This window comes from Pseudomonas citri (assembly GCF_025336485.1).
Classification (GTDB): domain Bacteria; phylum Pseudomonadota; class Gammaproteobacteria; order Pseudomonadales; family Pseudomonadaceae; genus Aquipseudomonas; species Aquipseudomonas citri.
Genome location: NZ_JAODAB010000008.1, coordinates 87599 through 107854 on the forward strand (window position 1 = coordinate 87599; position 20256 = coordinate 107854).

A 20256-nucleotide genomic window follows, 5' to 3' on the forward strand; every position below is an offset into this window, starting at 1 on the left:
AGACTTCGTCTTTTATTACGAAACCCACGCCGACCGCCTCGGGTTGATGGGCAGCCTGCGCCGGATCATCTACGAGCATGACCTCAAGCTGCAGGACAGCCTGATCGAGGAGCTGTTCGACCAGCCGGCCGATGTCGCGCTGTGGCGCGGTGCCGACGGTCGTCTCAAGGACTTCCTGCTGGTGATGGATCGCGGCGGTCTGGCCAAGGTGCTGGAACCGCTGGCGAAAGTCGCGCTGGACGATACGCAACTGAGCAAGCTCAGCGACCTGAAAGTCGCCGGTGATGAAGTCGCGCTCTACCAGTTGAGCTACAACGCCAGCAAATCCCTGGTCTTCGCCTCCCACGGCGACAAACTGGTGGTGTTGTCCAACCCGGCGAAACTCTATGACCCGGCCAACGGCCCGTCGGATGAGCGCGGCAGCGTGTCGACGACCGCCCTGGCCGCCTTGCTCAACGGCGACAAACTGTTCCCCGAAGCCTTCGGCCTGCCGCCCAAGGCGCCGGAGGTCAAGCAACGCATTTCGGTCAATGCCAACGTGCTGGCCATGGGTTACCAGCGTTTCATCCCGAACTTCGCCGGGTTGCGCTTCGACATGGACGACAAGGGCTGGCACAGCTTCCTGGCTATGGACGAGCTGGAGAACCAACCGGACTTCGACTTCAAGCCGATCTGGCAAGCCATGCCCATGGGCGCCAGTGCCTGCGTTGCCTTGCCATTGGCCGCGGAACCGCAGAAGCCGCTGCTGGTGAAACTCGGCGCCGACGAAAAAGCCGCCCAGGCCATGGTCGACCATGTTGCCGGCGCTGCGGGCCTGTGCTGGTACGCCGATTCGCGGCTGTACACACCGCTGCTGGTGGCGAGCCTGAACGAAGACGACGGTAAGCTCGACGCCGACCTGGGCAAGTTGTTCGGCTCGATGGTGGGCGCCTATGAGAACAATGCCGCCGAGCACGTGTTCCCGGTCGTCGAGAAGCAGGAAGGCGCGATGCACCAATGGCAGCGCCAGGTGAGCTCCAATTTCGGCCCTTACCTGGCCAAGGAGTCGCTGCAACCGGACGCCATCACCGGCAAGGCCTTCCTGCGCGTCAGCCTGGTGCGCCACGGTTCGACCCTGCTGTTCTCCCTCGACGACAAACTGGTGGACAAGGCCCTCGGCACCCTCGACAAGCGCTTCCCGCCCATGGCTGACGTAGTGCCCAAGGATGTGCTGATGCCGATCTATTTCGGCCCCGATGCCATGGCGCAGCTGATGCAGCGCGAAACCCTCGACAGCCTGCCCCAGGACATGGAACCGGTGTTCTACAACGCCGCGCAAACCTACCTGATCCCGAAACTGCGCACCCTCGGCGGCTATGGCAAGTACGCCCTGACGTTGCCTGCCGGCAGCGAGCCGGACGGGCACTGGCAGTGGCTGCCACTGGAATGGAAAGCGCTGTGACAGGACTGATCCGCAACCCCGGATGGGCACTGTTGCTGGCTCTGTTGTGGGGCGGGCCGGCACTGGCCGTCGAGACGCCGCTTTCCGTCGCGGCGCAGCCTTCCGTCGAGACGCCGCCGCTGGATGTGCAGCAATCCCAGGTGTTTCGTGCCTGGTTCGTGCGCATCGCCGAGGAGCAACTGACCAAAGGCCCGAGCCCGCGCTGGTATCAGCAGGACTGCGCCGGCTTGGTGCGGTTCGCCGCCAACGAGGCGCTGAAGGTCCACAACGATAAGTGGCTGCGCAGCAATGGCCTGTCCAACCGCTACCTGCCGCCGGAGCTTGAACTCAGTGACGCCCAGCGGCGGCTGGCCCAGCAATGGCAGCAGGGCGGCGGCAAGGTCGGGCCCTACGTCAACGCCATCAAGCTGATCCAATTCAACAGTCGCCTGGTGGGCCGCGACGTGGCCCAGGCCCGTCCCGGTGACCTGATGTTCTTCGACCAGGGCGACGACCAGCACCTGATGATCTGGATGGGCCGCTACATCGCCTATCACACCGGCACCACCACCCCTACCGACAACGGCATGCGTTCCGCAAGCCTGCAACAACTCATGAACTGGAAGGACACCCGATGGATACCCGACGCAGCCAACCCCAACTTCATCGGCGTCTATCGACTCAACTTTCTCTCCCAATGACCGGTGCCCGCATGCTGCGCTTGTGTTCAAAACTACCCCTGCTGTTTGCCCTGTTGCTGGCACCCGTCGTCAATGCCGAAGACACGGTGGAGCCCAGCGGCTATACGCCGGTGTCCGGTGAAAGCTTTTTCCTGCTGGCCGACAGCAGTTTCGCCAGCGACGAGCAAGCCATGGTTCGCCTCGAAGCGCCGGGCCGTGACTATCGTCGCTTCCGCATGGAGCCCTACGGCGGCGCCGATATCCGCGTCTATCGCATCGAAAAACCCCTGGACTTCCTCAAGCGCCAGAAGAACCTGCACCGCGTGGTCAGCGACGGCCAGTTCAAGGGCGAAGGCCTGTCGAACACCCTCGCGTATCTGTGGGACAACTGGTACCGCAAGTCCCGTCGAGTGATGCAGCGGGCGTTCTCCTACGAGTCGCGCCAGCAAGTCACCGAAGAGGTGCCGGAACTGAAGGTCGGCGACGCCCTGGTCGCCCCGACCCCGTACGACGCGCCAGCGCAATTCGCCCTGATCCCGGGCCTGCCGGTGGTCAGCCAGTTCCGTTATCCGCTGTGGCAAGCCAAGCCGATCCAGCCGCCGGCGGGCGTCGACCTGGCCGGTTCGTCCAGCGAGTTCGTCACGGTCGCGCCGGGCAACGTCTATGTGCCGCTGGGCAAGCTGAAGCCAGGCCTGTACCTGGTGGAAGCGCTGATCGGCAAGTACCGCGCCACCACCATGGTCTTCGTCTCCAACACCGTGGCGGTGAGCAAGATCGCCGGCGACGAGCTGCTGGTCTGGGCCGCACGCAAGCATGAAGGGCGTTCGGTGCCCAAGGTCAACGTGCTGTGGACCGACGGCCTGGGCGTAATGAGCAGCGGTGCCACCGATGACGACGGCCTGTTGCGCCTCAAGCACGTCAGTCCGGAGCGTTCGTTCGTCATTGGCGAAGACGAGGAGGGCGGCGTATTCGTCTCCGAGAACTTCTACTACGACAGCGAAATCTACGACACCAAGCTCTATGCCTTCACCGATCGGCCGCTGTACCGGCCGGGGGATTGGGTCTCGCTGAAAATCGTCGGCCGTGAGTTCAAGAATGCCCGTGACTCGGTGCAACCGGCCGCCGCCGACGTCAACGTCAGCGTGCTGGACGCCACCGGCACCGCCCTGCAAACCCTGGCGCTGAAACTGGACTCCAAGGCCGGCACCCAAGGTCGTTTCCAACTGCCGGAAAACGCCGTGGCCGGTGGCTATGAACTGCGCTTCAGCTACAAGGACCAGCTCTACAGCAGCGCTTTCCGCGTGGCCGAATACATCAAGCCGCACTTCGAAATCGCCCTGAACCTGGCCAAGCAGGATTACCGCACGGGTGAGCCGGTCAAGGGCAACCTGGTGTTGCTGTACCCGGACGGCAAGCCGGTGGTCAACGCCACCGTCAGCCTGAGCCTGCGCGCCCAGCAACTGTCGATGGTGGACAACGAGCTGCAATACCTGGGGCAATTCCCGGTGGAACTGACCAGCAGCGAAGTGACCACCGATGACAAGGGCAACGCGACCCTCGACCTGCCGGCCGCCGACAAGCCGAGCCGCTACACGCTTACCGTGTTTGCCAGCGATGGCGCGGCGTATCGGGTCAAGACCACCAAGGAAATCCTCATCGACCGTGGCGCGGCGAATTTCCGCCTGAGCGCGCCCCAGCGCTTCAGCGCCGTCGGCCAGAAAGTGGCGTTCAGCTACGTCAATGAAGGCGGCAACGAGCAAGCCAAGGCCGTGGCGCCGGGCAGCTACGCCTGGGTGCGCCTGGAAGACCAGAGCACCGGCGAAGGCAAGCTGGCCGCCAAGGACAAGGGCTTCAGCCTGACCTTCGACCGCCCCGGCACCTACAACCTGACGCTCAAGGACGACCACGGCCGGGTCATCGGCGCCGCCGCGCACGCCGTGACCGGTGAAGGCGTCAAGGCCGTGCCGGGCACCGTAGAAATCGTGCTCGACAAGCCGCAATACAAGGCCGGCGACGAAGCCCTGGCGCTGTTGACGTTCCCGGAACCGGTCAGCGATGCGCTGCTGTCGCTCGAGCGCGACAAGGTCGAGGCCACGGCGCTGCTGTCCAAGGGCGGCGACTGGCTGAAGATGGAGAAACTCAGCGACACCCAGTACCGCGCGCGCATTCCGGTGAAAGACAACTTCGCGCCGAACCTGACCTTCTCGGTGCTGTACACCAAGGGCGGCCAGTACAGCTTCCAGAACGCGGGTATCAAGGTGATCACGCCACAGATCGACGTGGGCATCGTCACGGATAAACCTACTTATCGACCGGGCGACACGGTGACCGTGGACCTGAGCACCCAGTTCGCCGGCAAGGCGGTCCCGGCGCACCTGACGGTCAGCGTGGTGGACGAAATGGTCTACGCCCTGCAACCGGAAGTAGCGCCGACCATCGACCAGTTCTTCTATCACCCGCGCCGCAACAACGTGCGCACCAGTGCCAGCCTGTCGTTCATCAGCTACGACGTGGCGCTGCCGGGCAGCCCTGGTGCGCCGGGCAAGGCCAACCGCAGCGAGCGGGGCGTCAAGGTGCTGGAGCGGCCGCGTCGCGAAGACGTCGACACCGCCGCCTGGCAGCCGGAGCTGGTCACCGACGCCAGCGGCAAGGTCCGTTTCACCTTCAAGATGCCGGACTCCCTGACCCGCTGGCGCATCACCGCCCGGGCGATTTCCGACGACGGCCAGGTCGGCCAGAAGAAGCAATTCATCGCCTCGGAAAAACCGCTGTACCTGAAGTGGAGCGGCCCGACCCGCTTCCGTACTGGCGACAAGCCGCAACTGGGGCTGTTCGCCTTCAGCCAGTCGGAAAAACCGCTGAAGGCCGAACTCGTGATCCGTTACGCTGGTGCCGAGCAACGCGTGGTGGCGGACCTGAAGAACGGCATCAACTACGTGGCGCTGCCGGCCGTGGCCTTGAGCAGTGGCGACCTGAGCGTGCAGTTGCAATTGAACGGCGAAACCCAGGACACCCTGGCGGTGAACCTGAGTGCCAGCGGCAATGGTTGGCTAGTTACCCAGAACCAACGCCTCGACGTGGCGAGCGGCGACACCCCGCTGAGCCTGCCGGCTGACGCCAGCGACGTGCGCCTGCGCCTGGACGACAGCCCGCAAGCGCTGTTCCGTTCGGCATTGGATGACCTGCTGGGCTATCCGTACGGTGGCGTCGAGCAGACCGCCAGCCAATTGCTGCCACTGAGCATTGCCTACCCGACCCTGGCGTCGAACCCGCAAGTACGCGACCGCCTGCGCCTGATCATGCAGAACAGTCGCTTGCGCCTGGTGCAGATGGCCGGTCCGTCGGCGAGCTTCACCTGGTGGGGCCAGGACGGTGAGCCGGATGCCTTCCTCACCGCGTACGCCTATTACGCCGACTGGCACGCCAGCAAGGTCCTGGACGTGAACCTGCCGCCGGAACACTGGCAGCGGGTGCTGGAGGTCTACGCCAAGCAGGCCGGCGATACGCCGTTGCTGCAACGGGCACTGATCCTGTCGTTCGCTAAACAAATGCAACTGCCGGTGAACACCTTGCTCAGCGGCCTGATGGATGACCTGGCGAAGGCCAGCGAAGACAGCAGCGAGAGCGTGACCGACGGCGGCGAAGACAGCCTGGTCATGAACGCGCCGGATTCGGCCCTTGGCCTGGCCAGTGCCCGTGTCCTGACGGCTTCCCTGGCGAAACAGGCGAAGGTGCCGCTGCCGGCGGCCTTCAGCCGTCAACTGGACGCTGCGCAACAGCAACTGGAGGCCAGCTCGCAGCCGTTCGCCGAGGCCTTGGTGCTGTCGTTGCAAACCTTTGACCAAGCGCGCGCCACGGCGCTGCTGGAGCGTGTGCTGCCGCAACAGTCCACCCTGGAGCGGGCCCTGGCCCTGACCTGGCTGCAACGCAGCATTGAACAGGCCGCGCCGGCCGTGGCCCTGGCGCCGGGTGAAGGTTGGAAAGCCAAGCAAGGCGCCAGCGGCGAAACCTACTGGCAATGGCAAGGGGCGCAGTTGCCGACGATGCTGACCCTCAGCGGTGCCCAGGAGCGTCCGCTGCAAGCGGCGCTGAGTTTCCGCAGCCAGCAACCGCCCGTGACGCCGATGGCTGTGTCCATCACCCGTCGTCTGTCGCGGCTGGTGCCGGGTGACGAGGCCTTCACCTTCAAGCTTGAAGCCGTGGGCAACAAACCGTTGTCCAGCGACAGCCTGTACCTGGATGAAGTGATCATCAACAGCAAGGCGCCGACGCCGCTGCGCTACGGCATGCTGGAAGTGCCGTTGCCGCCGGGCGCCGACGTGGAACGCACCACCTGGGGCATCCAGCTGCAGGGCAAGGCCGACAGCGAACCGACGTCCCTGGAAAGGGCGCGCTTCGAGCCGGGCCAGATGGCCTATGCGGTGCCGGTGGATGCCCTCAGCGGCGAGCTGCGCCTGCGTCACCTGGTGCGCTTCTCCCAGAAAGGCCAGTTCAACCTGCCACCGGTGCGCTTCACCCAGGTCTACGCGCCACAGCATCAGGCCCAGGAACAGAAGCCGGCGCTTGGTCAGATCACGGTCAACTGACATGCTCAGGCCGCTGGTCTGTTGGCTGTTGTGCTTGATTCCTGCGCTGGCAACAGCGCAGGAAGAACCGTTGCGCCTGGCCTTCGACGGTCAGTTGCTGCGGGTGAGCCCGGCGCAAGTGCTGGATCGCCAGCCGCTGCCGGATTCCCTGCAAACGCCACTGGGCAGTTTGTGGAAACTGTTCGTCTATGCCTGGCTGGTGGACACCGATGCCCGCGAGCCGGCTTATGAGTGCCGCGGTGAATCGAAAGAAGAGGTCTACTGCTGCACGGCCGGGCAGAGCATCGGGCGCGACCAGGCCTTGGTAAAATCCTGCGGCTTGTACTTCGAACCGCAGCGGCTCGGGCTGTCGGCCAGCCACTGGCGCGACTACTGGCAGGCCCGCCAGGCGCCGGCGTGGCTGGCGGATCTGTCGAGCCTGCAACCGCAGACGCAAGTGCCCGTCGCCCAACTGCTCAAGGCCCTGGCCACGCTGCCGGCCCAGGACCGGGCGCGTCGGGTACTGCTGGACGTGGTGCTCGGCGCGGCGGACGGGCGCCTGGTGGGTGAGTTGGGCAGTCGCCTGCGGGTCAAGACCTGGAGCTGGCTGGGCGACCAGGGGCCCTCGTCCCGGCAGGGCGGTTTCGCCGGTTGGCTGGCCGACGGCACGCCGATCTGGGCCGGTGGCCGTGGCACCAGCCAGCAAGTCTTGAAGGTGTACGGCGATGGTTTGTCAGCGGCGTTGCCGTCCCGCTGGCCGGCGGAAACCGGGCGCTGCGTGGAAGTCGGCCTGTTTGCCCGCTATCCCTGGCAACGGGTGATGGCCGGCGACCGGCCCGCCAAGCCAGGGCAACTGCGCGGCGACTACCGTGTCGAGTTCACCAACGGCAACCAGTTGGACATTCACAGCGATGGCGAACTGTTCCTGCTGCCCGGCAAGTTGGTGGCGCGTCTGGACCGCGAAGAATACGTCGCCCGGGTTTTGCAGCGCGAAGCCAAGGCCGAGCCCGCCGAAGCCGCCAAGGCGCTGGCCGTGGCGATCCGCACCTACCTGCTGCAAAACGCCCAGCGCAACGGCGACTGCCTGAGCATCGACGACAGCAGCCATCGCCAGCGCGTCGCGCCACGCCCGGCAGCGCCTGAAACCCGTGCCATTGCCGCCTGGACCAGCGACCTGGTCCTGGCCGGCACCGATGTCACCTACCACTCCGACCAGCCAGGCCCGGACAAACTGTCCTGGGCCCAGGCCGTGGAGCAAGCCAACGCCGGCCAACGCTACGACGCGATCCTGCTGCACGCCTACCCGCGCGCCAGCCTCAGTCGCTGGGACAACCCGGTGGCGTCTTGCGAAGCGCTACCCGCCGCCCAGGATTGGTTGCTCAAGCAACGTCGCGGTTGGCGTGAACGGCTGGAAAGGGAAGTGGGTTACAACGAAATCAGCGTGTTCGCCGTCTGCCGTGTGGCCTTTGGCCGGCCTTACGTCGATCGCGAACGCCAGCGCATCTATGTGCGCGGCGTGCTGTCGCTCCAGGATCGCCTGGACCTGACGCACGAATATCTGCACCTGGCCTTCGAAGCTCACCCCAACGGCCAGGATGAAAACTACATCGAAGGGCTCGCCCGTCACCTTTTGTTGGAATAGACCATGACACTCCGTTACTCCCAGGTCTTGTTGCTGCTTTGCGCCCTGACCGCGTTGCCACCGGCCATGGCCGCCAACGGCGTCACCCTCGACACGCCGATCGGCGGCTGGCGCAGCGGTGCGCCGGGCGGCGAAGACGAAAATTTCAGCCAGACCGTCAACTACCCGGCCTCGTCGGTCAACACACCGGTGGGCCAGGCCAGCACGGCGCGGATCACCGGCCAGATCAAAGGCGCGCCCAAGGACAATGAGCCAGGCAAACTCATCGTCAACGGCGTGAGCATGCCCCTGAAGGTTGACTCGGAAGGTCGCTTCGACCGACCGTTCTCGTTCCCCAACGGCAGCAACAGCGTTGAGGTGCGCAGCGCCGATGGCCAGCAGCGCCATCGCACGCAGTTCCTCAACGCCCGCGGCGGCGCGACCCCGGCCAAACTGCGCGTCTTGCTGACCTGGGACAGCGACGGCACCGACCTGGACCTGCACCTCATCACCCCCGACGGCGCCCACATCTGGTACGGCGACCGTGTCGCTCCGAACGGTGCCGCGCTCGACGTCGACGTCACCACCGGCTACGGCCCGGAAATCTTCGCCATGCCCGTGCCGATCAAAGGCCAGTACCTGGTGTACGTGAACTACTACGGCGGCGGTTATCGCTATTCGGACGACAGCGAGGAAGGCGAGGGCGGTGGCGAACAGGCGCAACAAGCCCTGACCACCGCACAAGTCACCGTGATCACCGAAGAAGGCACGCCCAGCGAGAAAATGGAAACCTTCGTCGTGCCGATGCGGGCGGTGGGTGAGCTGACGTTGGTCAAGAGCTTCAGTTACCCGTAGATAGTCATCGACACATCCAGCATCGCGGCTAACTGATCCACCGCCATCGCGAGCAAGCTTTGCTCCCACAGGGGTATCGGGCGGCTGCGAAAAATCTCACGCGTGAGCTATTGTGAGGTCTGGGAAGTACCTGTAGTGTTTCTCACGCGTGAGTTTTTCACAGTGGGGTCAGCACCATGCAAAGCAGCTCTCCATCAGACCCACCTGTCGGGTCTGTCACCGAACCAACGAGCCGCAAGGGAGAGCGCTCGAAATCCCCCGCGAAAAAGCCGTCGAGCTTCTACATGAAGCAGATGCGCGCGGGCTTGAGTGCCGCCGGGTATGTGAAACACGAGACTTGGGTGCTTCCCGAAAACCGAAGCCTGCTCAAGCAGATGGAGAAACAGCTACGCCAACCGATTCTGGCTGGCTCATTCATGTCGGAGGATTACATGAGCGCAGGTAACAACTGGAACATCGACCGTCTCTACAGCGCCCTTCAGGCCCTGGACGAAGTGGTTGCGAACGACATCGGCCTCTCCCTCGTCCAAGGTTCCGAGTCCAGCATCAAGCTGGAAATGAACGATTTCGGTGGCTTGCCGATTTACATCGCCGTAGTGGGCGACCAGATCATCGTCGACACCGTCCTGGTGGATGTCGAGTCGATCAACGACGTGGCGGCCTTCAATGACGCTGTGTTGCGCAGCCGGGAGATGTTCCCGCTGTCGTCCATCGGCATCGAGTCCATGCCCAATGGGCAGGTCGTCTACAACATGTTCGGTGCCCTGAGTGCCGATTCCAGCCTGACCAACGTCGTGACCGAGGTCAAAACCCTCGTCGACAACGTCCAGCGCGCCAGCGAAGCCTTCGAACGCTTCTTCATTTAATTCGCCGAATAGGAACTATTCAATGACTCAGTCCATCTGGAGCAAGTTGTTCACCGCACTGCGTGGCGGTGCCAGCGAAGTCGGCGAAGCGATCGTCGACCAACAGGCCCTGCGCATCCTCGACCAGGAGATCCGCGACGCCGACAGCGCCCTGGCCAGCGCCAAGCGCGAGCTGGTCACCATCATGGCCAAGCACAAGCTGGCAACCGATCGCGTCGGCGAATACAACGCCAAGATCAAGGACCTGGAAGCCAAGGCCCTGGCCGCGATCCAGGCCAACCGCGAAGACCTGGCGCTGGAAGTGGCCGAAGCCATTTCGACCCTGACCAACGAACTGGACGCCGAGCAGAAGCACGCGACCGAATTCGGTGGTTACGCCGACAACATGCGCAAGGACATCACCAAGGCCGAAAGCCGTATCAAGAGCCTGCGCCAGCAAGTGGACATGGCCAAGGCGCGCGAAAGCGTGCAGAAAGCCCAGGTCAGCGCCTCGATCGCCAGCGGCGGCGCCAATGGCAAGCTGGAAACCGCCGTCGGTACCCTCAACCGTCTGCAAGCCAAGCAGCAGCAGCGCGCGGCCGAACTGCAAGCCCAGGACGAACTGGCCGAGGCCTCGACCGGCAACGACCTGGAACGCAAGCTGCGCGAAGCCGGCATCACACCGAACGAAGGCAGTGCCAATGCGATCCTGGAGCGGCTGAAGAAAAAATCGGCGGAGTGATCGGTACGCGCTGATCAGTGAAAGCCAGGCACAGAACCTTGCGGCGAGGGGATGTGTGGGAGCAAAGCTTGCTCGCGAAGAAGACACCTGGGGCTCTGAAAGACCGCGTCGCCTTCATCGCGGGCAAGCCTTGCTCCCACAGAAATGCAATCTTCCACAGGTTTTGTGCTCGGCCTGGCTGCTCATCCGGATTTATTGTCACCCAAGCACTTTTATCCACGCCCCGCAGCAGGTTTAATGCTGGCCGGTAGCCGCATTTCGAGCGTCCAGCCGCCAAAGCGACGACCTCGCCAGGAACAAAGCCCCACGGAGTCAGGGACGAAATGTCGATTTTCCTTTTGTTGCGCGCGTACGCCTCGTCGTTCTTCCACCGGTTCGGCTGGGCGGGCCTGGCCATGGCGTTGGGCGTGCACCTGGCAACGGCCTGGATCGGCCTGGTGCTGCTGGGCGAGCAACACCTTATCGCGGCCGCCACATTTACCTATTTTTACCTCACCACCACGCTCACCGTCGGCTACGGCGATCTTGCGCCGCAGACCGCGGCGGGACGCATTTTCGTGGCCACCTGGGTCATGCTCGGCGGCATCGCGCTGCTGACGGCAGCCATCGGCAAAACCACCAGCAGCGTCATCGACGTATGGAGAAAAGGCATGAAGGGCAAAGGCGACTTCACCGGCAAGGTGGGCCACACCGTGCTCATCGGTTGGGAGGGCACGTCCAGCGAGCGCGTCATCGAACTGCTGCTGCAAGATGAAACCTCCAACGACAACCTGATCGTGATTTGTGACTGCGGCCTCGACGAAAACCCGATGCCGGGCAAGGCCAGTTTCATCAAGGGCGACAGCCTGTCTTCCGTCGCCCTGTTGCAGCGTGCCGGTGTGCCGGGTGCCGAACGCGTGCTGGTGCGCACCCACTCCGACGACCTGACCCTGGCCACCGTGCTGGCGATCAATCAATTGAGCCCTGCGGGCCATGTGGTCGCCCACTTCAACGACAGTGAAATCGCCGCCCTCGCCAGTGCGTACGCGCCAAGCCTGGAATGCACCTCCAGCATGGCCATCGAAATGCTGGTGCGCGCCTCCCAGGATCCGGGCTCGTCGGTGGTTATCAACGAACTGCTCTGCGTCGGCCAGGGCGCCACCCAGTACCTGATGAAACTGCCCGAGGCGTTCGAAGCCACGTTCGGCGACCTGTACGCCCGGATGAAAGAGCAGCACAACGCTACACTCATCGGCTATCGCGCCAAGGGTGACCGCCACCCTTCGATCAACCCGCCCGGTGCCACGCGTGTCGTGGGCGGTGAACTCTTCTACATCGCTTCCACGCGTCTCAAGGACCTCTCCCATGGGCTGGTTTAAACAATTGATGGGCCTCGAAGCCCCGAACGCGACCCCCACCGCCAGCAGTACGCCCATCAGCGGGCCGCTGGGCCTGGCCGCCGGCAAGCAGGTCACGTTCGATGCCACGCTCAAGTTGCTGCTCGACGGCCATAGCGCCGTGATCATCCCGGGCTCGCAACAGATCTGGAGCTTCGGTGTGGTCGACCTCGGGCAGTCGAACTGGCTGTCGCGCTGCTACATGAACGACGAGGACTACTGGCTGCAAGTGCACACCAGCGGCGACGTCGCCGGACAGGTCGAGTCGGTGATCCTGTTCAACTACCAGAGCTGCGTCACGATCAACAGTGAAGCGGAGTTGCGCCGCTTGGCCGGCCCGGAAAGCCTGATCGGCCTGCCGACCTACACCCACAATGGCGTCGAGTACCACCGCGAATGGGGCACCGAGAGCGGCCAGACTGAACTGGTGGCGATGAGCGAGCGTGTGAGCAATCCAGACGAGTCCTACAGCATCGAGCACCATTCGATGCTCTACGCCCGTGACACCGGCCTGACCGATCGCCGGGAGTTCTTGCTGTTCTCCGTCGAGGAAGACGCCGAAGGCTCCGTCAGCCTGAGCACTTCGCTGGGCATCTCGCTGTACACCACCGACCTGAACACTTTTTGAATAAGGAAGACATCCATGCTTGAAGCGCTCTCCATTTCCCTGAACAAGGCCGCGGTGTTCGGCTTCGTCCTGTACATCCTCGGCGCCGCCGTGCTGTTCGCGCTGTTCCAGTTCATCTACATCCATGTCACGCCGCACAAGGAACTCGAACTGATCCGTTCGGGCAACGTGGCGGCGGCCATCGCCTTGAGCGGTGCCCTCATTGGCTTCGCCATCCCGGCGAGCAACGTGATCGCCTATTCGGTCAACCTGCTCGACTTCGTGGTCTGGGCCGTGATCGCCGCGTTCGTTCAACTACTGGCTTTCCTGGTGACCAGCCTGGTGCTCAAGGGCGCTTCCGAGCGCATCAAGAAGGGTGAAATCGCCGCCGGTATCTACATCGCCGCCGTGGCCATCAGTGTCGGCCTGCTGAACGCCGCCTGCATGACGCCTTCCCAGAACTGATTGCGCCACGGAGATCCCGATGAAACGAAGCAAGTACGTCCAGCTCTCGCTGGCCGCGTCGGTCGCCCTGGCGATATCCGGTTGCGGGCCAACGGAAAAAACCTACCGGTTGCAGAAGAAGTACAACTTCCAGTCGGTGCAGCAATGTGTCGATGAAAAGCTGCCGGTGGACATTTGCGCCGACGCCTACATGACCGCCATGGCCGAGCACCGCCGCATCGCACCGGTGTACGACAACCAGGCCGATTGCGACGCCGATTTTGTCGCCGATTGGTGCCAGCAAGACTCCGCCGGCAAGTTCATTCCCAAGCTGGGCGGCTTCGAGCTGAGTGCCGATGGCGAGGTCACCCAATCCCAGGTGGACGCCGCCCGGGCCCAGTTACCGGCCTCGGAAGCGAACACGGGCGGGTCAGGCTTCAGCAACCTGCTGACCGGATTGCTGATCGGCAACATGCTGAGCGGCAACCGCAACAGCTATTACGCCGAACCGGTCTACCGCTACCGCGATGATCGCGGCGACTACGGGTCCTCGACGCTCAGCCAGCGCGTGTCGCGCGGCACGACGTTCACCAAGTCCAACCAGGCGCGCTACGGCGGCTACACCGATTCCCTCAAGACCAGCAGCAAGCCGATCTCCGTTGCCTCCTCCACGTCCCGTGGCGGTTTCGGCAGCAAGGCCAGCGCCCGCAGCGGTTGGGGCGGTTCGAGCAGCTTCGGCGGCTGAGGAACGCGCTCATGAAGAAGATCCAATGCGCCGAACGCCATGACTGGAAACAGACCGCCGAGAACCTCGGCTTTCTGTTCCACACCATCGACGGCGAACCTTATTGGGACGAGCGCGCGTACTACCAGTTCACCCTCAGGCAGATCGAGGACGATCTCGAAGACCCGACCAACGAGCTCCATGAGATGTGCATGGACCTGGTGGCCAGGGTGGTGCAGAGCGAGGAACTGCTGGAGCGCCTGAGCATTCCCGCACCGTACTTCGACCTGGTGCGCACGTCATGGCTCGAAGGCCATCCGCACCTGTACGGGCGCATGGATTTCTCCTACAACGGCAACGGCCCGGCCAAGCTGCTGGAGCTCAACTACGACACGCCGACCAGCCTGTACGAGGCGGCGGCGTTCCAGTGGGGCTGGCTGGAGCAATGCATCGAGCGCGGCCTGCTGCCGGCCCATGTGGACCAGTTCAACAGCATCGACACCAAGCTGCACCAGGCCTTTGCCCAGCTGCAACTCACGAAGCCCTTTTACTTCGCCTCGATGAAAGACTCGGTGGAAGACAAGGGCACCACCGACTATCTGCGCCTGATCGCGGAAAAAGTCGGTATCGAGTCGCGGCACATCGACATCGAGGACATCGGCCTCAACAGTGAAGGGCGTTTCGTCGACCTGCAAGAGCGCTGGATTCCCCACCTGTTCAAGCTGCACGCCTGGGAGTTCATCTTCCACGAGCCGTTCGGCGAGGCGATTGCCCAGAGCGACACGCAGTTTTTTGAGCCGGCCTGGAAGTCGATCATCTCCAACAAAGGCATCCTGCCGTTGCTGTGGGAGTTCCACAAAGGCCACCCGAACCTGCTCGCGGCCCACCTGGATAGCGACACGGGCAAAGCGGTGCCCAAGGGCTGGGTGCGCAAGCCGTATTTTTCCCGGGAAGGGGCGAACATCGAGCTACAGACCGCTGACGGTGTGATCGTCAAGGAAGACGGGCCCTACACCGATGCACCGTTCATCCTCCAGGAACTCGCGCCCCTGCCACGGTTTGGCGACAGCTACACATTGATCGGCTCCTGGGTCATCGGCGATCAGGCCGCCGGTATTGGCGTGCGGGAAGACAACAGCCTGATCACCAAGGATTCCAGCCGGTTCTTGCCGCATTTGATCCTCGATTGATTGCTTAGTCCCACAGGGACTGGTGCTTACCTGCCCCCAGGGTGTGTTTCCATAGGTTCAGGTGTTCGCCAAGATCATTTTCAGGTCCACCAGTACCGCACCAAATGGAAGAAGATCGGCGCGGCGAAGCACACCGAGTCCAAGCGGTCGAGCATGCCGCCGTGGCCTTCGATCATGTGGCCCCAATCCTTTACCCCACGGTCGCGCTTGATCGCCGACATGACGATGCCGCCGGCAAAGCCGAGCAGGTTGATCAGCAAGGCGATGAGGAACGACTGCCATGGATTGAACGGCGTGATCCACCACAGCGCGCCGCCGATCAACGAGGCGAGGAAAATGCCGCCGGCAAAACCTTCCACGGTTTTTGACGGCGACAGGTTCGGCGCGATCTTGTGCTTGCCGAACAACTTTCCGCACACGTACTGCAACACATCCGACAGCTGCACCACGATCACCAAATAGGCGATCAACAACAGGTTGCGCCCTTCGAACCCGGCGATATCCAACGTCAGCAATGCCGGTACGAAAGAGATGCAGAACACCGCGATCATCAGCCCCCACTGGACCTTGGAAGCACGCTCCAGGAAGTGCGTGCTGTCGCCGCCCAGGGACGCCAGGATCGGCAGCAGCAGGAACACATACACCGGGATGAAAATCGAAAACAGCCCGTACCAGTCGTAGTAGATCAGCAGGTATTGCAGCGGCAGCGCCAGGTAGAACGCCGCTACCAGCGCCGGGTAGTCACTGCGCCGTGTGGGCGTCAGGGTCAGGAATTCCCGCAGGGCGTAGAACGACACCGCGTAGAACAGCAGGATCACCGCCGCGTTGCCGAGCCAGAACGCAATGCCGATCACCAGCACCATGACCCACCAGGCATTGATCCGCGCGTTGAGGTTGTCGATGACCGAGTTCGGCGCGCCACGGGTCTTGAGCTTGAGAATGAAGCCGATCAGCGACGCCAGCACCAGAATCGCGCCGATCCCGCCAAACAACATCAGGGTATATCGATCCATGTCAGACGTGCTCCGGGGCCAGTGCCAGCAGCGCGGCGCGGCTGCGTTCTAGAAATTGCTCTTTGCTTTCACCTTCTTCGATGCACAGCGGCGCGCCGAAACTGGTGGTGCACAACAGCGGCAAAGGCAGCACACGGCCCTTGGGCATGACGCGGTTGAGGTTGGCGATCCACACCGGGATCACCTCGACCTCGGGGTGGTTTTTCATCAAGTGATAGATTCCGCTCTTGAATGGCAGCAAGCCTTCGTCCGGGTTGCGCGTGCCTTCGGGGAAGATGATCAGCGAGTCGCCTTGTTCCAGCGCTTCGAGCATCGGCTGCAAGGGATTGTAGGATGGGTCCTTGCGCTCACGGTCCACCAGCACGCCGTTGAACACCCGGTTGATGATGTAGCGGCGCAATGGACTTTTCTGCCAATAGTCGGAACCTGCCACCGGCCGGGTGAGCTTGCGCAGCGCCGGCGGCAAGGAGGCCCAGAGCAGGACGAAGTCACCGTGGCTGCTGTGGTTGGCGAAGTAGATCCGCTGTACCGGCTTCGGCGCACAGCCGAGCCACAGGCTGCGAGCACCCGTGACCATGCGGGCGGCGGAGGTGATGAGGTGGGCGACCACGGGTTCTAGCATGAGGATTCCTTATCCTGAAAAAGCTAACCAAGGGCTGGCCAGGATGAAGCCCAGCGTCAAGACAACTTGTGCGGCCAACAACAGCGACTGTGCGCGCAGCAACCGCAAGGCGCCACGGCTGCGTTCGTTCCAGGGACGGCCACCGCGTTCAGCCGGTTGCAGGCCAAGGGTAGTGAGCGCCTGATCCAGTGCCAGGGTACGCTCGGCCAATGGCTGAATACCGTCCGCCACGCGTTGGAACAGGTCGGCATCGAACGCCACGCGTAGTGCCCAGTATTTTTGCAACACGCCGAGGCTGAACAGCACAGCACTGAAAAGCAGCAGCCAGGGATCGACGCTGCCCACCAGCCATTGCCCCAAACCCAGCAGCGCCGCCAGCAGCGTTAGCCCGGTGGACAACTGGTCCAGCGAATGCCCGCGGCGCAACAGGCTCGCCACGCTGTGGAGTTCCATGTCACTGCTCATGGGCAAGGCCTAGGGCGAACTGCGCCAGCGCTTCACGGTGCGCGGCATGCAAGACGATGTGCGGGCGGGCGCGCTTGATCTGTACGATCGCCGCATCGACACTCGCCGCCCGGCCGCTGTGCAGCAACCAGGCGATCACCGCCGTAGCGCTGCGCGAATAGCCCAAGGCGCAGCAGACCAGCAGCGGCCCGTGCTGGCGCAAGCTTTCGATGGCCTCTGCCGCTTTCAGGCACTGCGCGGCGGTCGGCGCCGTCAGGTCGAGTACCGGCAACGAGCGATAGGCGATCGCGCTGCTGTTCATCGACAACTCGGCGCAAAGGTCGAGCACGCCGGTAAACGCGCTGTCTTTCAACTCCATCGGCGTGGGAACCCGCCCGAGCCAGACGCCATCCGCCACCTCATCCGGCTGCGGATGCTGGCGCGTCCACCACCGGGAATTGATCCACGCCGCCGCCAGGTAAGGCGCCAGCAACCAACGCACCGCCGGGCTCAGCCGGCCATCTTCACGCTTCTGAAAACCGTCGGCACCGAACACCAGGTAATTCAGCGCCACCATGAGCACTGCCACCGCCGGCCAGATCAGCCACAGCCAGGCACCGCCCCAGGCAAACGCCGGGATGAACATCACCGCCGCGCCCAAGCCATAACGCAAGGCCAGGCGCCGACGGGCAGGGTCTGTCGCCAGGCGCGCACTCAGCAGCGGACTCGGCCGATCCAGCGGCCACAGCCAGACACATAGCCAACCGGCCAACGCGCCCGTGGGCAGGTCAATAAAGTGATGTTGATAAGTGGTCAGCACCGACACGCCAATCAGCGCGAACCAAACGTGCATCAAGCCGCGCCAGATTCCCCGCAAGTGGCGCTGATAGCAGACCCAGAGGATCACCAACAGCGCGATGTGCAGCGACGGCGCCTGGTTGAACGGCTTGTCGAAACCCGCCAGCACTTCGAACAACCAACCAAACAGCCCATCCATTTCTGGCCGGGGGAAGGTGAAGCGCAGCGGCCAGAGCAGGAAGCAACTGACCGCGATCGCCTGGGCCGTGAGCAGGCGCAAGGCGTGGCGCTTGAGTTCTTCGCGGCTGGTAGGCAAGAGCAAGGACAAACCGTACAGCAAGTCGATCGACCAATAGGGCACGATGGTCCAGGCCATGAACGGTATATGGCTTTCCCAGCCGAACACCAGCGTGCCGACGTCGTCGCGCTGGGAGGTGACCCAGGTGGCGAAGCCGTAGGTGGTGAAGAACAGCGGCGCCAGCAACAGCAGCCACAGCACCGCCGGTTTCAGCAGTGCGGGTTCGCGGGCCGGGGTGATGACGGCGCTCATCACTGCACTCGCTGCGCCAGCGAAACGCTGAAGATGCCCCACTCATCGACCCGTAGGGTGATCTTGCGAAAGCCTGCCGCCTCCACCAATTGATCCATTTCCGCCTGGGTGCGCCGACGCATCACCCAGGCTTGCCCGGCGCGGTGGCTGGTGAGGGCGCGGGCGATCAGCTCCAGTTGCGGGTGCCACGGTTGGCCGGTGTAGACCAGGAAACCACCGGGCTCCACCGCTTCGGCCAGGCCCGCGAGGGAGTTGCCGACCATCTGGTTGTCGGCGAACAACTCGTACAGGCCGGACACCACGGCGAGGGTCGGCTTGGGTTCCAGGGCGGCCAGGTCCTGGCGATCGAAAGCGTCGCCCTTGACGAAGCGCGCGATGTCGCCCAGGCCTTTTTCAACGATCAAGGCACTGCCGTCGCGTACGTTGATGTCGCTGTAGTCGCGCAGCAGGATCGACTCGGGCAGCGGATTGACGCCGTGCAGCGCTTCAAGAATGTAACGGCCATGGCCGGCGGCGATGTCGACGATGCGCACTTCGCGGTTCTCTGCGCGCAGCTTGCCCATCGCCAGGCGCAGCAGCTCCTCGACGTTCAGCTTGCGCTGGCGAATACCGCGCCAGCCGATGGAATTCAGGTAGTTCTTGTCGATCATCCGTCCCAGTGCCGAGGTGCCGGTGGGGATGTTGCGGTAGACGTAATCCAGGGTGCTGCCGGAGTCGAACCCGGTGTCGAAGCCCAACTTGACCCCATCCGACATCGTGCTGCCAAAGCGCATGCTGGCGCGGGTCATGCGCCAGTACAGGTCACGCGGCGAATTGTGCGGCAGGGGCGTGGCGAGGGATTCGGCTTCGGCGCAGGTCGCGCCCAGGCGATCGGCCTCCAGCAGGGAAGGGCGCTCCAGTGGGTGGGCAAAGTTTTGCAGAATGAAGCGGCGGGCGCTGGCGATGGCCGGCGCGCGGTTTTTCTCGCCGAGGGTGTCGTGGAAGAACCCCGGCAGGATGTGTTTTTCCTTGTGCAGGCTGCCCAGGCGTTCGAAGAACTGCTCCTGGGGTTTGCGCTGCACCACGAAGTCGGAACCTGAGATCAGCAGTTGCGTCGGCACCTGGATCGCCTGGGCGTCGGCCACCACGCGGTCGGCGGCTTCGTAGAGGCCCAGCAGCACGTTCACCGAAATGGCCTTGGTGATCAGCGGATCGCTGTCGTAGGACGCCACCCGCTCCGGGTCATGGCTGAGGAATTGCGCCTTGACGTAGCTGTTGACGAAAAAGTTGCCGCGAAACTTGCGCAGCAGCGCCAGGCCCGGGCGGGCGAACGGCACATAGAGCTTGACCTTGAACGCCGGCGAGGCCAGCACCAGCGAGCGAATGCGCGGCGCGTAGTCGTGGACCCAGGTGGACACGATCACCGCGCCGACGCTCTGGGCAACCACGGCAATGTCCGACTCGTCGATCCGGTGGGTGGCGCCGATGTGGTCGCAGAAGGTCTGCACGTCCCGGGCGCTGGTGGCGAAGCTCGGGCTGTCGCCACGCTCGCCGGGGGACTTGCCGTGGCCGCGGGCATCCCAGGCGAAGAAGTCGAAGCCGGGCAGGTCCAGCTCGTCCACCAGGTGGGCGATGCGCCCGGAGTGTTCGTGACCACGGTGAAACAGCAACACCGCCTGGCGGGGTTCGGCCGGATCTTGCGTGACGGCCGGCCAGTGCCGGTAGAACAACTCCACGCCATCATGGGTGGTGAACGTCAGTTCCTGGGCTTCGCGCATTGC

At 63.6% G+C, this 20256-nt stretch carries 17 protein-coding genes and 1 pseudogene; 12 read left to right on the forward strand and 6 right to left on the reverse strand.

Features of this window, described 5'->3' with window-relative positions:
• Positions 1-212: 212 nt before the first annotated feature.
• Positions 213-319, reverse strand: a pseudogene (locus N4Q37_RS11725).
• Between N4Q37_RS11725 and N4Q37_RS11730 the strand changes: the two are divergent.
• The 12 genes from N4Q37_RS11730 to N4Q37_RS11785 all read left to right on the forward strand — a co-directional run bounded on the left by N4Q37_RS11730 (position 305) and on the right by N4Q37_RS11785 (position 15069).
• The gene (locus tag N4Q37_RS11730; RefSeq protein ID WP_260958111.1) at positions 305-1441 is read left to right on the forward strand and encodes a DUF2138 domain-containing protein; all 1137 of its coding nucleotides are present in this window, start codon (positions 305-307) and stop codon (positions 1439-1441) included. The pseudogene N4Q37_RS11725 and the gene N4Q37_RS11730 sit on opposite strands and share 15 nt — an antisense overlap.
• Positions 1438-2121, forward strand: coding sequence for a DUF1175 domain-containing protein (locus N4Q37_RS11735; protein WP_260958112.1), 684 nt, complete (start codon positions 1438-1440; stop codon positions 2119-2121). Before N4Q37_RS11730 ends, N4Q37_RS11735 begins: the two co-directional genes overlap by 4 nt.
• Positions 2118-6686 (forward strand): alpha-2-macroglobulin family protein, encoded by a 4569-nt coding sequence (locus N4Q37_RS11740; RefSeq protein ID WP_260958288.1) that lies wholly within the window; start codon positions 2118-2120, stop codon positions 6684-6686. Before N4Q37_RS11735 ends, N4Q37_RS11740 begins: the two co-directional genes overlap by 4 nt.
• A 1-nt stretch (position 6687) precedes the next feature.
• The gene (locus tag N4Q37_RS11745; RefSeq protein WP_260958113.1) at positions 6688-8307 is read left to right on the forward strand and encodes a DUF2300 domain-containing protein; all 1620 of its coding nucleotides are present in this window, start codon (positions 6688-6690) and stop codon (positions 8305-8307) included.
• A gap of 3 nt (positions 8308-8310) precedes the next feature.
• Complete coding sequence (locus tag N4Q37_RS11750) at positions 8311-9141, forward strand: YfaP family protein (RefSeq protein WP_260958114.1); 831 nt, start codon at positions 8311-8313, stop codon at positions 9139-9141.
• Between the two features lie 284 nt (positions 9142-9425).
• Positions 9426-10007 (forward strand): YjfI family protein, encoded by a 582-nt coding sequence (locus N4Q37_RS11755; protein ID WP_260958115.1) that lies wholly within the window; start codon positions 9426-9428, stop codon positions 10005-10007.
• 22 nt (positions 10008-10029) lie between these two features.
• Positions 10030-10728: a PspA/IM30 family protein gene (locus N4Q37_RS11760; protein ID WP_260958116.1), complete on the forward strand. Its 699-nt coding sequence runs from the start codon at positions 10030-10032 to the stop codon at positions 10726-10728.
• Between the two features lie 323 nt (positions 10729-11051).
• Positions 11052-12086, forward strand: a complete 1035-nt coding sequence (locus N4Q37_RS11765) for an ion channel (protein WP_260958117.1) — start codon at positions 11052-11054, stop codon at positions 12084-12086.
• A complete protein-coding gene (locus N4Q37_RS11770) occupies positions 12073-12732 on the forward strand; it encodes a YjfK family protein (RefSeq protein ID WP_260958119.1) in 660 nt (219 codons plus the stop codon). Before N4Q37_RS11765 ends, N4Q37_RS11770 begins: the two co-directional genes overlap by 14 nt.
• A gap of 15 nt (positions 12733-12747) precedes the next feature.
• Positions 12748-13176, forward strand: a complete 429-nt coding sequence (locus N4Q37_RS11775; RefSeq protein ID WP_260958121.1) for a DUF350 domain-containing protein — start codon at positions 12748-12750, stop codon at positions 13174-13176.
• 19 nt (positions 13177-13195) lie between these two features.
• Positions 13196-13900 (forward strand): DUF1190 domain-containing protein, encoded by a 705-nt coding sequence (locus N4Q37_RS11780; protein ID WP_260958122.1) that lies wholly within the window; start codon positions 13196-13198, stop codon positions 13898-13900.
• Between the two features lie 11 nt (positions 13901-13911).
• On the forward strand, positions 13912-15069 hold the full coding sequence (locus tag N4Q37_RS11785) for a glutathionylspermidine synthase family protein (RefSeq protein WP_260958124.1): 1158 nt from the start codon (positions 13912-13914) through the stop codon (positions 15067-15069).
• Between the two features lie 80 nt (positions 15070-15149).
• On the opposite strand, the gene N4Q37_RS11790 is transcribed toward N4Q37_RS11785, so the two are convergent.
• Genes N4Q37_RS11790 through N4Q37_RS11810 form a run of 5 tightly spaced genes read right to left on the reverse strand, consistent with a single transcriptional unit; the run spans position 15150 to position 20253 of the window.
• On the reverse strand, positions 15150-16082 hold the full coding sequence (locus tag N4Q37_RS11790; protein ID WP_260958126.1) for a phosphatidate cytidylyltransferase: 933 nt from the start codon (positions 16080-16082) through the stop codon (positions 15150-15152).
• Position 16083: 1 nt separating this feature from the next.
• A complete protein-coding gene (locus N4Q37_RS11795) occupies positions 16084-16704 on the reverse strand; it encodes a lysophospholipid acyltransferase family protein (protein WP_260958128.1) in 621 nt (206 codons plus the stop codon).
• A 9-nt stretch (positions 16705-16713) separates the two neighbouring features.
• Positions 16714-17169, reverse strand: coding sequence for a hypothetical protein (locus tag N4Q37_RS11800; RefSeq protein ID WP_260958130.1), 456 nt, complete (start codon positions 17167-17169; stop codon positions 16714-16716).
• Entirely contained in the window at positions 17159-18496 is a 1338-nt protein-coding gene (locus N4Q37_RS11805; protein WP_260958131.1) for a phosphatase PAP2/dual specificity phosphatase family protein, read from the reverse strand. Before N4Q37_RS11805 ends, N4Q37_RS11800 begins: the two co-directional genes overlap by 11 nt.
• Positions 18496-20253: a bifunctional alpha/beta hydrolase/class I SAM-dependent methyltransferase gene (locus tag N4Q37_RS11810; protein ID WP_260958133.1), complete on the reverse strand. Its 1758-nt coding sequence runs from the start codon at positions 20251-20253 to the stop codon at positions 18496-18498. The genes N4Q37_RS11805 and N4Q37_RS11810 overlap by 1 nt, the downstream gene beginning before the upstream one ends.
• Positions 20254-20256 lie beyond the last annotated feature (3 nt).